This is a genomic window from Paenibacillus sp. DCT19 (assembly GCF_003268635.1).
GTDB lineage: Bacteria > Bacillota > Bacilli > Paenibacillales > Paenibacillaceae > Paenibacillus.
The window spans coordinates 817501-831525 of record NZ_CP029639.1; the positions used below are offsets into that span (position 1 = coordinate 817501).

At 45.5% G+C, this 14025-nt stretch carries 9 protein-coding genes, 2 rRNA genes, 2 pseudogenes and 1 riboswitch (1 of these 14 only partly in view); of the genes and pseudogenes, 11 read left to right on the plus strand and 2 right to left on the minus strand.

What is annotated here, in order from left to right; genetic code table 11:
* From DMB88_RS03750 to DMB88_RS03760, 3 genes are all read left to right on the plus strand, one after another.
* Positions 1 to 304, plus strand: a 23S ribosomal RNA gene (locus DMB88_RS03750); it begins 2619 nt to the left of the window's first position.
* Between the two features lie 75 nt (positions 305 to 379).
* Positions 380 to 496 (plus strand): 5S ribosomal RNA (gene rrf / locus DMB88_RS03755).
* 361 nt (positions 497 to 857) lie between these two features.
* Positions 858 to 1853 carry a ketoacyl-ACP synthase III gene (locus DMB88_RS03760; protein ID WP_128100265.1) on the plus strand — a complete coding sequence of 332 codons (996 nt, stop codon included), beginning with the start codon at positions 858 to 860 and terminating at the stop codon, positions 1851 to 1853.
* A gap of 305 nt (positions 1854 to 2158) precedes the next feature.
* Here DMB88_RS03760 and DMB88_RS03765 read toward each other — a convergent pair whose 3' ends face one another.
* Positions 2159 to 4096: an amidase family protein gene (locus DMB88_RS03765; RefSeq protein WP_128100266.1), complete on the minus strand. Its 1938-nt coding sequence runs from the start codon at positions 4094 to 4096 to the stop codon at positions 2159 to 2161.
* A gap of 441 nt (positions 4097 to 4537) precedes the next feature.
* Here DMB88_RS03765 and DMB88_RS03770 point away from each other — a divergent pair.
* Positions 4538 to 6665 (plus strand): annotated as a pseudogene (locus DMB88_RS03770) (DNA topoisomerase III).
* A gap of 50 nt (positions 6666 to 6715) precedes the next feature.
* Here DMB88_RS03770 and DMB88_RS03775 read toward each other — a convergent pair.
* On the minus strand, positions 6716 to 7915 hold the full coding sequence (locus tag DMB88_RS03775) for a helix-turn-helix domain-containing protein (RefSeq protein WP_164848603.1): 1200 nt from the start codon (positions 7913 to 7915) through the stop codon (positions 6716 to 6718).
* A gap of 191 nt (positions 7916 to 8106) precedes the next feature.
* Between DMB88_RS03775 and DMB88_RS03780 the strand changes: the two genes are divergently transcribed.
* The 7 genes and pseudogenes from DMB88_RS03780 (at position 8107) to purB (ending at position 13844) form a co-directional block, all read left to right on the plus strand.
* Positions 8107 to 9024 (plus strand): ROK family protein, encoded by a 918-nt coding sequence (locus tag DMB88_RS03780; RefSeq protein WP_128100268.1) that lies wholly within the window; start codon positions 8107 to 8109, stop codon positions 9022 to 9024.
* 61 nt (positions 9025 to 9085) lie between these two features.
* On the plus strand, positions 9086 to 9223 hold the full coding sequence (locus DMB88_RS30130) for a hypothetical protein (protein WP_164848604.1): 138 nt from the start codon (positions 9086 to 9088) through the stop codon (positions 9221 to 9223).
* Between the two features lie 104 nt (positions 9224 to 9327).
* The gene (locus DMB88_RS03785) at positions 9328 to 9591 is read left to right on the plus strand and encodes a DUF1294 domain-containing protein (RefSeq protein WP_056693006.1); all 264 of its coding nucleotides are present in this window, start codon (positions 9328 to 9330) and stop codon (positions 9589 to 9591) included.
* A gap of 239 nt (positions 9592 to 9830) precedes the next feature.
* Positions 9831 to 10265: a universal stress protein gene (locus tag DMB88_RS03790; RefSeq protein WP_128100269.1), complete on the plus strand. Its 435-nt coding sequence runs from the start codon at positions 9831 to 9833 to the stop codon at positions 10263 to 10265.
* 293 nt (positions 10266 to 10558) lie between these two features.
* Positions 10559 to 10660: riboswitch (purine riboswitch) on the plus strand.
* Positions 10661 to 10865: 205 nt separating this feature from the next.
* The gene (purE, locus tag DMB88_RS03795; protein WP_056693037.1) at positions 10866 to 11351 is read left to right on the plus strand and encodes a 5-(carboxyamino)imidazole ribonucleotide mutase; all 486 of its coding nucleotides are present in this window, start codon (positions 10866 to 10868) and stop codon (positions 11349 to 11351) included.
* Between the two features lie 2 nt (positions 11352 to 11353).
* Positions 11354 to 12549 (plus strand): annotated as a pseudogene (gene purK / locus DMB88_RS03800) (5-(carboxyamino)imidazole ribonucleotide synthase).
* Positions 12546 to 13844, plus strand: coding sequence for an adenylosuccinate lyase (gene purB, locus DMB88_RS03805; RefSeq protein ID WP_128100270.1), 1299 nt, complete (start codon positions 12546 to 12548; stop codon positions 13842 to 13844). The pseudogene purK and the gene purB overlap by 4 nt, the downstream one beginning before the upstream one ends.
* Positions 13845 to 14025: the final 181 nt, after the last annotated feature.

Below are 14025 nucleotides of genomic sequence, written 5' to 3' on the forward strand. Positions count from 1 at the left end.
AGAACGTCGTGAGACAGTTCGGTCCCTATCTGTCGTGGGCGTAGGAAATTTGAGAGGAGCTGTCCTTAGTACGAGAGGACCGGGATGGACGTACCGCTGGTGTACCAGTTGTTCCGCCAGGAGCACCGCTGGGTAGCTATGTACGGACGGGATAAGCGCTGAAAGCATCTAAGCGTGAAGCCCCCTCAAGATGAGATTTCCCAGTATGTAAGACCCCTTGAAGACGACGAGGTAGATAGGCTGGGGGTGGAAGTGCAGTAATGCATGGAGCTGACCAGTACTAATCGGTCGAGGGCTTATCCAATTGCAAGTTCTAATCGCAGACTTTCGTTTCGAATCTAGTTTTCAGAGAACAACACTCTGAAATGTAAGCTACGCGTTTGGTGGCGATGGCGGAGGGGTTCCACACGTACCCATCCCGAACACGACCGTTAAGCCCTCTAGCGCCGATGGTACTTGGACCGCAGGGTCCTGGGAGAGTAGGACGCCGCCAAGCAAAGAACCACTGCCGATGTTATTCGGTGGTGGTTTTTATTTATGTTTAGAAACAGCCTGATCTTGGATTGGGCTGTTTTTTTGTGTTTATATAGTTAACCATGTCGATTCAGAAGACTGTGTTTGTACCCGACACACAAGATTAAATTCAAATTCCCCCCAAACGGGTTATGAATGCTTAAGAGCTTTTTGAGAGATATTAACAAAATGATTGAATCACAGTTCACTATGATCGTTCTCATTTAAGATGAATAGCTCTTGTTATATTCCATTTTGGAATGGTTGCTGTAATTTATTATTTTTTAGTACCAGATACTAATAGTAGGTGCTATAATAATAAAAACACTAACGGAGGTACTAGTATGAATCAATCAAAAGCGATAATCACCGCATTCGGGACGTATGTGCCAGAGCGAATCCTAAGTAATGCTGATCTGGAGAAAATGGTTGATACAAGTGATGAATGGATTGTACAGCGTACTGGCATGAGAGAACGCCGGATCGCAGATGAAAATCAATATGTATCGGATTTGGCTACCAAAGCTGTAGAAGATATGATTGGTCGTTACGAGGTTAACGTAAACGATGTTGATATGATTCTTTTTGCAACGAGCACACCTGAGTATGCTTTCCCAAGTTCGGCTTCCAGAGTCCAGGCTAATCTTGGCATTCCACATACAGGTGTACTTGATCTAAATGCTGCTTGTGCAGGCTTCACATATGGTATGCAAATGGCAGATAGCTTGGTAACGAGTGGAATGTATCGCAAGGTATTGGTGATTGGGGCAGAGACTTTATCCAAAATTACGGATTATACGGACCGCACAACCTGTGTGCTATTTGGGGATGGAGCCGGTGCTTTTCTGGTGGAACGATCTGCTGAGGAAGGCGACTTTATGGCAGCAATCTCAGGAACGCACGGAGAAGGTGGGGTTCATTTATATAAGAGTGGTTTATCATCAGAGATGAATGGTTCACCTTTGAAGGTAGAGGGGAGCCTTGTTCAAAATGGTAGAGAAATCTACAAATGGGCTGTACGCATGATTCCTGAACAATTAAGCCATCTCATCGCAAAAGCAGAATTAGAGCCTGAACAGATTGACTGGTTTGTCCCACATAGTGCCAATATGAGAATGATCGAGGCAGTCTGTGAGCGTGGCCCGATTCCTCTGGAACGAACATTAACCAGTATGGAATACCGAGGGAATACGTCTGCGGCATCCATCCCGCTTGCGTTGCAGCTTGCAGTGGATGAAGGAAAGTTGAAACATGGCCAACGAGTAGCGTTGTTTGGCTTCGGAGGTGGCTTGACGTACTCGGGTCTCGTCCTTAAATGGGGCGTGCCAGATAAAGCCTAGTCTCAAGCAGTAACCATTACATTATAACGAAGAAGCTGGGGTATCACTCAATGTAGAGCGGTACCCCAGCTTTCTATTTTCCGTAATACTTTTTTCGTAATATCCTTTAACTTAACTTGAAAATAATGTGCTGTTGATCAGGCATAGAGATACATAGTGGGTTAATCGCGTGCTTTTATTATTATCTCTTCTTTACCATGAGCCATAATTCTAGATGTGAATTTTTAACATGATAAAGCCGGTCAGTCACATATGACTAAATATAATGATAGCAGTTTACGTGTGTGAGCCAACTCCCCAAATAATTACGGTGTCAGTTTAGGCGCTTGACGGTGGTGAGTACCTTGCTCGTAGCTATATGCTAGTTTGATCAGAGTACCTTCGTCGAACGCACGCCCCAGAAACTCGATGCCTACTGGCAAGCCGTCGGTTGTGAAACCTGCTGGAACAGTGATTGCTGGGAAACCAGAGAACGGACTGAGTCGGTTGTTACCACCGGAGGTTTGTCCTTCACCAATAATGCCAGCAGCCTGCGTGGATGTAGGATAGATAATGGCATCCAAATTATTGTCTGCCATGACTTTCAGCAGGGATTCACGTGTAACCTGGGTACGTTTCAGAACGATGTCCTTATATTCTGTTGTTTCTAACGTTTCACGGGCATCCCGTGCCTTCATGGATTGCTCCTGCGCTTTATCGAATTCTCCGGAAGCGATGATCTCAGACAGACTATGGTAAGGAGCCTCTTCGCCTAAAGAATCAAGGTAGTCATTCAACTGGAATTTGAATTCGTACCCACTGAGACTTGGGTATTTATTGATCTCTGTCAGATTCGGGATGGAGATCGGAACTGCCGTAGCACCGAGTGATTTAAGTTCTTCTACTGCATTATGGATGACGTCAGCGACAGCCTTTTCTTCTGCTTTGGTGCTTGGAATCAGTTCTGCAGCGACACCAATACGTGCACCTTTAAGCCCGTCAACATCCAGGAAATCTGTGTAACTGGAAGGGATTTTGCCTACAGCGTAAGCAGTAGCTACATCCTTTTTGTCATAGCCTACAGTAGCATCCAACATAATCGCGGCATCACTCACTGTACGAGCCATAGGGCCACCAACATCTTGTGTCAACGCCAGAGGAATAATACCTTCACGACTGGACAGTCCGATGGTTGGGCGAATGCCTACAAGACTATTGAAGCTGGACGGAATACGGATCGAGCCACCTGTATCTGTACCCAAGCCTGCAGCAGCGAAGTTTGCGGCAATGGATGCTCCAGTTCCGCCGCTAGAACCACCTGGATAGTGATCCAGTGCGTATGGGTTAAGTGTTTGTCCTCCCAGTGAGCTGGATGTCGTAATGCCAAACGCGAACTCGTGCAGGTTGGTTTTGCCCAAAATAATAGCACCTGCTGCCTTGAGTTTCTTCACTTGTTCAGCATCATGAGCTGGGATGGAGTCTTTCAGACAGATACAGCCGGCAGTGGTCGGCATATCATTGGTATCGAAGTTGTCCTTCACAAGGACTGGAATGCCATGCAGAGGACCGCGAGCACCCTGCGCTGCCCGTTCTTCGTCCAATTGCTCTGCGATTTTCAGTGCATCCGGGTTTATTGTCAGGACAGCATTAATGCTGACGCCCTGATCATCGTACTTTTCGATACGATCCAGGTATTGTTGTACGAGCTCTTTGGATGTCAGTTTTCCTTGTGTCATCGCCGCTTGGAGATCCATAATTGTGGCTTCCTCCAAAACGAACGGTTTTATGTAGTTAAATACGCGGTCTTTTAATACGGCGACATCATTCTCAGTAAGGATAGCGTTGGGTAGGAAGAGAGAATCAGTATAGCCCTTCATCAGTCCAGCAGCGTTCAAAGATGCTACAGCATCAGCATAATCAGCTTGCTCGGGTACATCCTTGAAGGAGATTGTGGCAGAGTCAAGTTTAAGCCATTGTTGTAAGGCTAAGGCAGCATCTTTGCGCTTAATGGTTGTGCCGGAGAGCTTGTCCATCGTAAAAGGCACGCCTGCAAGCGTAGCCGCTTCCTCCATGGCTCCTACGAATGTTGAAGCACTAGCCGGTGCTTTGGCTGGGGATATCGTGGCAGTAGAAGTTTTACTCGCTGGCGTTGCTGTTGCGGCAAATGCTGAAGGTACCGCAGCTCCTCCCCAAGTTGCAGCGACGACAACACTCGCCATTAACAATGCCCCACTTTTTCTAAATACAGATCCATGATAAGTCATGCATCCACGCTCCCTTCCTGTGTCTCAGATGATGTGTGTAAGTTATCTGTGTGAATATGCTTTTGCACATTCTATATGCATGTCAGGTAATCTTACAATGTTAATATTTATCCAAAAAAACGTATACATAATAAACTTTATTGAGTATTACTCTTTATTTCTCTTATTTTCTTGTGCTATTAAAACATATAAATCTATAATTTGTTGCAAAATATAACTTATATATAACATGAATATAACAGTAATATAAGGTAAGTAGTCGCGAACGATGTTATATGAAGCATATAATAGAAGAAGTATTGAGCAGAGTTGGAAGGGACAGCATACCTCCACCTTGAAATGATATAATAAAAAATAGAAGCAACCGAACGTTAAGTTCATGTTCAAAAGGTCAGTTTGAAACAACCCCTTAACGTTTTATCAGAAAGGAAGAGATATGAAGTGAAGACATTGGTACTCGCAGAAAAACCGTCTGTCGCACGCGAAATAGCCAGGGTCATGGGTGCGCGTGATAAACATAAAAGCTATATTGAAGGACCAAAATACATCGTGACCTGGGCACTTGGGCATCTAGTAGGTCTTGCAGAACCAGAGGATTACGACAAAAAGTATGCAACATGGAACCTGGAGGATCTACCGATTCTGCCGGAGCGTACGAAGCTTAAAGTGCTTCGGGAAACGAATCATCAATACAAAGCGGTACAGCAATTAATGAAACGTCAAGATGTCGGAGAACTGGTCATTGCTACGGATGCAGCCCGTGAGGGAGAACTGCTCGCTCGGTGGATTATGCAGATGGCGCAATGGAAGAAGCCTTTTAAACGCTTGTGGATTTCTTCTCAGACAGATAAGGCGATTAAGGATGGATTTGCATCACTGAAGCCAGGCAGTCAATTCGATCGTCTCTATGAATCTGCACGCTGTCGTGCGGAAGCAGACTGGATGATTGGACTTAATGTAACGCGTGCTCTAACCGTTCGTTTCAATGCACAGTTGTCGGCTGGTCGTGTTCAGACCCAACCTTGGGCATGATTATGGATCGAGAAAATGAAATTAACGGGTTTCGCTCACAAGAGTATGAGACATTGACGGCAGATCTGGGTGGTTTTCAGGCCGTTTGGCGTGCGAGTGGCGGGATTCTCGGATCTTTGACCCACAAGAAATGCAACAATTGAAGCAACGGATTGAAGGCCGTAAAGGCACGAACGCTCAAGTGAAAAAAAGTGAAAAGGTAGAGCCGCATCCACTAGCGTATGACCTGACAGAGCTACAACGAGATGCCAACCGAAAATACGGCTTCTCTGCCAAACAAACATCGAATGTTCTACAACGTCTATACGAACAGCACAAACTGGTTACGTATCCGCGTACAGACAGCCGTTATTTGACCTCTGACATGGTTAGTACGCTTAAAGAGCGTCTGGAGAGTGTGGCTATTGGTCCTTATGCCTCTATCGCACGTCCCTTGCTGCGCAAAAACTTAAATATCACTAAACGCATCGTGGACGATAGTAAAGTAACAGACCACCATGCCATCATTCCGACGGAGCAGACCGTGCTACTGAATCAGCTTAGCCCAGAGGAACGTAAACTGTATGACCTCATTGTGCGTCGTTTCATCAGCTTGTTCTATCCGGCAGCTAGGTACGATTCTGTAGCGATTACCGTTCAGATCGGCAACGATTCATTCCATGCCAAAGGCACAACCGTGAAAGACAGTGGATGGCGTGAAGTATATGGCGGAGATTATAGCGATGATGACGATGACCGTACGGATAATGATGCTAACCAAGAACGTGTGCTTCTGCCAGATGTGCAGCAAGGACAGTCTGTAACCGTTCAGCGTTGTCATGTGAAGAGTGGACGGACGATGCCGCCTAAACGGTACACCGAAGCTGCATTGCTCTCTCAGATGGAAAAACATGGACTTGGTACGCCAGCTACGCGAGCAGATATCATTGAGAAACTGGTTAGCTCCGACACGATTGATCGCCAAGGCAATAGCATGCATCCAACAGGCAAAGGAAAGCAGTTATTTGAGCTTGCCGCTCCGCAGCTTCGCACTCCGGAACTAACGGCTCGCTGGGAGGCTGAACTGGAACGAATTGCTCGTGGACAAGGTAAGCCAGGCCCTTTCCTGGACAGTATTCGTTCAATGGCGAAAGAACTGGTGTCAACGGTCAAAGGAAGCAAAGCCGAATACAAGCCTCATAATGTATCCAATAGTCACTGTCCAGACTGTAATGCACGATTGTTAGAGAAAAAAGGAAAGCGCGGTAAATTCTTAGTTTGTCCTACAGAGGACTGTGGTTATCGCCGCTCGGCAGAGAAGAGATTGTCGAACCGCCGCTGCGCACAGTGTCACAAAAAGATGGAGATCAAAGAGGGCAAAGCAGGATTATACGTGCAGTGCTTGCCTTGTGGAATTACGGAGACATTGGATAAGGACAAAAAGCATGTGAACAAACGTGAACAGCAAAAGCTGGTGAAGCAATATGCCAAACAGGAATCGATCGGTTCCAATCTCGGAGATTTGCTGAAAGCGGCTATGGAGAAGAAAGGGAACTAAAAGTATAGACGCATTCTTTTATTTGAGAATACCTATTACAACATTGAATTCTATTGCGAGGGTTTGACTACAAAACGGTTGCGATACTGTTTGGGTGTGAGACCCGTATGTTTTCGGAATACTTTAATGAAATAGCTCTGATCGTAAAAATTCAATAATGGGTAAATCTCACTGAGTTGATAGTCCGAGAAAACAATGAGATTCTTCGCTTCTTCAATGCGCTGCTTCTGGATAAAAATCTTCAGAGCCTCTCCAGTCTCTTCCTTAAATTTACGGGAGAGGTAGGAGGGGCTTATTTGAAGATGATTGGAAAGTACATCTAGGTCAAGGTCATCATACAGGTGATTGAAAATGTATTCTTGACATAGCAAGATATCCTTGGAAAAGTGAGCGCGATGAACCTTCTCCACCCTTTCGGTAAAATCAACAAGGATGTCTTCGAGCAGAGGATGGATGGAATCAATCTGAGTTACACCTTCGATCTGCTGAATATATGTATCGCTTAGTGTAAGAGCAACCTCCGAGTATAACCCACCGTCGATGGCGGCTCGAGTTCCTATAGCAATAGCCGAAATGATGAGATTCTTTTTGCTTCGGAGGCTGTCATTCTTGGATAATCTGCCGTAAACCCCGTTCATCTCCGTGAATTGTTTCAGATAGAGTAGCATCTTCATCTTGTTTCCTAAACGAACCTGTTCAAAAAACTTCCGCTCCGCTAAATATGACTTGTGATACAAGTTATTCTCTCTCTGTTCTAGTAATGAAAGATCAAGGACATTCTCCGTTTTGTTATTCACCACACTCTGATTATCTTCAATGACTTGCTCCAGATTCAATGCCTCATTATGCATTAGATAGTGAGCCAGAATGGCTGCACTGATTAACTGCCTGTGATCTACCGGATGTGAGTCTGCTGTATCAAGTTGTTGATCAATCATATTATTGTCCATAAATCTTTGTGAATTAGGCCATAAAATAAGACGACCGTGTCCCTCCTTTGTGGAGATCGGCATGAGGATCAATGTATCTGCTTGCTTATTCATATAGACAAGTTGGATTTTTTGGTGGAGCGGGATAGAGAGAAGGTGACCCACTAGCTCCCTAGAGGGCTTTGTTTGATTGGACATAGAGGGTTGAACACTGGTGAAGGAATGTAGCCGTTCAGAGCCATCCGCAATATAAAAAACGGGAATGCGGGTAGAGTCATAGATTAAATGAAAGATCCATTGAAGCTGTTGGTTAGGTAACATGGATGAATCCTCCCTCATTAGTTGTACGCTTAATACCATTTATCACAAATTAATACCATAAATATATAGAGAATTATTTTATATTTCAATTAGTAAAATAGAGCGCTTTCTATCAATGAACACATAAGTGTAAATGGATTTCAATCAATGCTTTTTTTTCAAATTAACTATTTTGACAAGGGGTAGGTACGATGTATTTAGTGATGGATCTTGGTGGGACATTTGTGAAATACGCTCTGATGAGCTCTGGTGGGGATATCGTATTCAAAGATAAGCGACCGACTAGAAGAACCAATCTTCAAGAATTAGAGGAAGTCCTCTATTCCATCATTGATGCTCAAGAACGATCTTCCCTTCAAGGAATCGCAATTAGCTGCCCAGGAACGATCGATGTGGAAACGGGGATGGTTTATCACGGCGGCTTTTTCCCATTTTTACATGAGATCAATCTGGCGAAACTTCTTGCAGATCGTTATGACATAGATGTGTCGATTGAAAATGATGGTAAGTGTGCTGCACTTGCAGAATTATGGCTTGGAAGTGTAAAACACGCGAAAGACTCCATTGTGCTTGTGCTTGGTAGTGGAATCGGTGCAGGCATTATTGTAGAAGGCAAGCTTCAACGAGGGGCGAGTTTGTCTGCTGGGGAAGTTAGTTACATCATGAGTAAGATTGATCCTGTGACAAAAGAAGCTACGTATTTTGGGCTGGATTGTTCCGCAGTAGGAATGGTTCAGCAGATCGGTGAGAAGAAGGGATTGCAAGATCCTACCGATGGAGCAGCGGTATTTGAGTTTATCAACCAGCAGGACCCTGAAGCTACGGAAATATTCAATAATTATTGCCTGAATGTGGCGGTGCAGATTATGAATTTGCAATATATTTTAGATCCAGAACTGTTTGCAATTGGGGGAGGAATCAGTGCACAGCCTGTTCTGTTGGAGCGTCTGGAGTGGGCGATTGATGAGCTGAAACGATTGAATCCATTTCATAAGGCGAGTCCTAAGATTACGGCTTGTACGTTCAGGAACGATGCTAATCTGTATGGGGCACTTTATCATTTTTTGGACAGTCAGGATAAACGAATGCATACCGCTTCCCAGGTGTAGGCACATCTTCGTATAAGATCCTCCGTTTTCAGGCAACGTAAGCCAAGGAGGTGATACCCATATGCCGCACAACAAACCAGAGAAACGCCATAATCAGCAAAATAAAGACAGTATCCGCGAAGAGAGTATCGCTGTGCGTCCGGAGAAAGAAGCCAAACGAGCGCCAAGTCTAAACGGGATACCCAAACAGGAGTCTTAGAATAAGTAGTGTAATGCAGTTCCCCTTTCCGCGTTGAACATGTACCAGTCTTGGGATTATAATGGAGGCAGGGAGATGTCCCGGGATAGGGGACTACTTAATACATGCAAACCGGACTTATTTTGTGGTTTATATTTATTAATGTAGTAGGATATCTGGTGATGTCCGATGACAAGAGGCGTGCCCAGCAACGTCGAGATCGTACACCTGAACGCACATTGTTTTTGCTCGCTTTCATTGGTGGAGCGCTTGGAGTCTGGATCGCCATGTATCGCAAAAGGCACAAAACGAAGCATCCGAGCTTCACGATCGGTATTCCTCTGCTTTTGTTTCTGAATGCAGTAATGTATGGTTACTTTCTCCAGTAATTGGCGTGAGGTGAGCTGAATGGGATCAAACGTTTCTGGATCATTCTTTTTAGAACGTAGTGTACGTGTTCGATCCATCTCACATAAGTTGATATGTAAATTCATTTTTATGAATGGTTCATCTTGGCTCTGGAACGTTTAAAGAATGTCATGGAGTACAAGGTTTTAAAGTGCGTTAGGATATTACCCCGAGGCTTGCTTCGAATGTTCTACATATATAAGGAAGGGACGGGATTCACATGTTATTTTCCAAAATTTTAGTAGCTTACGATGGTTCTAAAGCTTCAAATAAAGCACTTGATCGCGCGATTGAACTCGCCAAAGTATCACCAGATGCAGTACTGGATGTTATTCATGCTTTTGATTTCCCGCGTGTATTCATCGGTGAGGGATTGGCTCCACTGCCGCCTTCTCTCAACAATGACTATTACAATCTTGCAGTACAAACGACGGATGAAGCCAAAGAGCGAATCCAGGCTGCTGGAGTAACGGCTAATGTGGATCTGATCCAAGGAGCTGCTGCGGAAGTATTGCTTGATTTTGCAAAAGAAAACGGCTCGGACATCATTATTATTGGCAGCCGCGGGCTGGGTGGAATTCGGGAGTTTGTTCTGGGCAGTGTCAGCCATAATGTAGTACAACATGCTCAGATTCCAGTACTTATCGTTAAATAGTGTAGAAGTGTCTAACACTTCAATGGGAAAAGCCGGTAGTCTTCGAGAGATTGAAGAGGAGCCGGCTTTCTTTTATGGAATGAAATGGTTAGTGGAATGCCGTGAAATGAGTAATTCCCGAACATTATATTTGTCAATATGTTAAATGTTCGTCTTTAAGTTGACATTCGCTGTAGGGGATTGTTAAAATGTTAGATGTGTCGATCAAGTAAGAATAAGGTCGAGTAGGAACGAATGTTGTTGAAGATTTTATTAGATTATAAACGAAGTTTGCAAGAGACTGAACCTAGAATTTTGCAATATAGAGATTTGCTCGTATAACGCCGGGAATAGGGCCCGGAAGTATCTACCCGGGAACCGTAAATTTCCGGACTACGAGGAGATACGGCTGAGAGTCGCATGGAATCAACATGCGGACAGCAAGCCCCTTTTGGCATGCCCAAATGCGGGATACGTATTTCTTGGAGTCCGGTGTCCGGAGAAAATGTATGTTTTCGCGGGTAGCGGATTTTTTTGTTCCATGAGCATGAGGGTGGACACAAAAAGGAATGCTGGAACGTGACATTATCCAAAAAGCTCAGACGGGAGTTGAATGTATTCATGTCAGTGCAAGTTGCTGTAATTATGGGCAGTAAGTCAGATTGGGAAACGATGAAGCATGCGTGTGAGGTGCTTGATGAGTTAGAAATCGGTTATGAGAAAAAAGTAGTATCCGCTCATCGCACACCAGATTTGATGTTTGAGTATGCTGAGCAAGCCATTGATCGAGGATTCAAGGTCATTATTGCGGGTGCAGGCGGGGCGGCACATTTACCTGGCATGGTTGCAGCCAAAACGATGTTGCCCGTGATCGGCGTGCCTGTGCAGTCCAAAGCATTAAACGGTCTCGATTCCCTCTTGTCCATTGTTCAGATGCCTGGCGGAATACCTGTTGCTACCGTGGCCATTGGTAAAGCTGGAGCGACGAATGCAGGTTTACTCGCTGCTCAGTTCATCGGTGCTTTTGATGAGGAAGTTCGGAACCGTGCGGAAGCTCGTAGAGAACGAATTAAACGTGAAGTGTTAGAAAGCAGTGATGAGCTATGATGATGCCTAATAAGCAGTCAGAAGCGACTAGCGAAGCCAAACGTGTACTGCTTCCTGGACGGACCACGATAGGTATTCTGGGGGCGGTCAGCTCGGACGTATGCTAACGTTGTCTGGAACGGCGATGGGGTATCGATTTGTAACGCTTGATCCTGTTGCAGATGCACCTTGTGGACAAGTTGCCCGTCAGATTGAAGCGGGTTATGACGACGAAGCTGCTGCTAGGAAATTGGCGGAGCAATGCGACGTAATTACGTACGAGTTTGAAAATGTGGATGCTGGTGTTGCCGCTCTTCTGGAGCGTGAATCGTACGTACCACAGGGAAGTACACTACTGTATACCACGCAGCATCGTTTACGTGAGAAGCGGGCTATTGAGGCGGCAGGTGTGCGCGTTGCACCTTATCGTGAGATTACCAATTTGGATACAATGCAAGCGGCTGTTCGAGAACTAGGTGTCCCGTGTGTACTGAAGACGGTAACCGGTGGGTATGATGGCAAAGGCCAGCGAGTTATTCGCGAGGTTAGTCAAGCGGTTGAAGCTTATGAAGAGCTTGCCTCCACAGGTGCGGAATTGGTGCTGGAGCAGTTCATTAAGTTTGATTGCGAGATCTCGGTTGTGGTTGCACGTAGTACACAGGGGGAGATCAAAACGTTCCCGGTAGCCGAGAACATTCATGTGAACAACATTCTGCATACGTCCATTGTACCTGCAAGGGTACCAACGGAGATCCAGTTAGAGGCACAGAGACTGGCGGCAGCTGTTGCAGAATCGATGCAGGCGGTCGGCTTGCTCGCAGTTGAGTTATTTGTAGCAGCGGATGGAAGACTTTATGTGAATGAGCTAGCTCCAAGACCACATAATTCGGGGCATTATACTATGGAAGCTTGTGCAACTTCACAGTTTGAACAGCATATTCGTGCCATTTGTGGATTGCCGCTTGGAGATACAACACTGTTAAGTCCTGTGGTTATGGTCAATGTGCTTGGCGAGCACCTGGAAGGGGTCATCGATCGGATGGGTCAATCAGACGCAGAAGCGATGGAACTCGGGGTTATTCCCAAGCTTCATATATATGGTAAAACTGAAGCGAAAACAGGCAGAAAGATGGGGCATGTCAATCTGCTCTGTCAGGATGTCGAAGAAGGATTGCAATGGATTGAACAAACTAATCTCTGGAGGAATATAAATTCATGATCGAACGTTATAGCAGACCCGAAATGAGAGCCATCTGGACGGAAGAGAACAAATTCAAGTCATGGCTGGAAGTTGAAATTTGTGCATGTGAAGCATGGGCAGAGCTTGGTGTTATCCCAAAAGAAGAAGCAGCATTGCTTCGTCAGAACGCATCTTTTGACATCGATCGCATCTATGAGATTGAACAAGAAACACGGCATGATGTTATCGCATTTACACGTACTGTATCGGAAAGTCTTGGCGCGGAGCGGAAATGGGTACACTACGGACTGACTTCTACAGATGTAGTAGATACGGCGCTGGGATATGTCCTTCGTCAAGCCAATGAGATTCTGGAACGCGATATTGTGAACTTCATTGAAATTCTGCGTGAGAAAGCACTGGCATATCAGCACACACCAATGATGGGACGTACACACGGGGTGCATGCGGAGCCAACAACGTTTGGTTTGAAAATGGCATTGTGGCATGAAGAGATGAAGCGTAACCTGGAGCGTTTCCGCCATGCGGCAGACGGCGTACAGTTCGGTAAAATCTCCGGTGCAGTTGGAACGTATGCAAACATCGATCCATTCGTTGAGGAGTTTGTCTGCGAGAAGCTGGGAACAAAGCCTGCGCCAATCTCTACACAAACATTGCAACGTGACCGTCATGCGGAATACATGGCAACACTGGCATTGGTCGCAACTTCCCTGGACAAGTTTGCTACAGAAGTGCGTGCACTGCAAAAGAGTGAGTTCCGTGAAGTGGAAGAGGCATTCGCTAAAGGTCAAAAAGGATCCTCTGCAATGCCGCATAAACGCAATCCAATTGGTAGTGAAAACATCTCAGGTCTGTCCCGCGTCATTCGCGGACATATGGTATCAGCTTATGAGAACGTAACGCTCTGGCATGAGCGTGATATCTCGCATTCTTCCGTAGAGCGCGTGATCCTGCCTGATGCAACGATGTTGCTGAACTACATGCTGAACCGCTTCGGTAACATCGTGAAAAACTTGACGGTATTCCCAGAGAACATGAAACGCAACATGGAGCGCACCTTTGGCGTACCGTTCTCGGGTCGCGTGATGACGAAGCTGATCGACAAAGGCTTCAGCCGTGAGCAAGCGTACGATACGGTGCAACCACGTGCGATGCAAGCATGGGAAGAGCAAAGACAGTTCCAGGACATCGTGAAGTCTACACCTGAAATTACAGAAGTGCTGAGCGAGGAAGAAATCGCAGATGCATTCAACCCATCATGGCACCTGAAGCATGTAGATACCATCTTCAAAAAGCTTGGTTTAAACGACTAATACTCATCCTAAAAATAAGTTGAATATGTGTTCACGCTGAAACGGAGAAGGCAGAATAAAACCTGGAGAAGCGAAGCGGTCGCCTTTATTCCCGGATTTTCACTTTGGAAAAGTGATTATAAAAAAATCTGGGAATAACAGCGATCGTAAGGTTGTTCTGCATTCGAAGTGTCCACGCGTG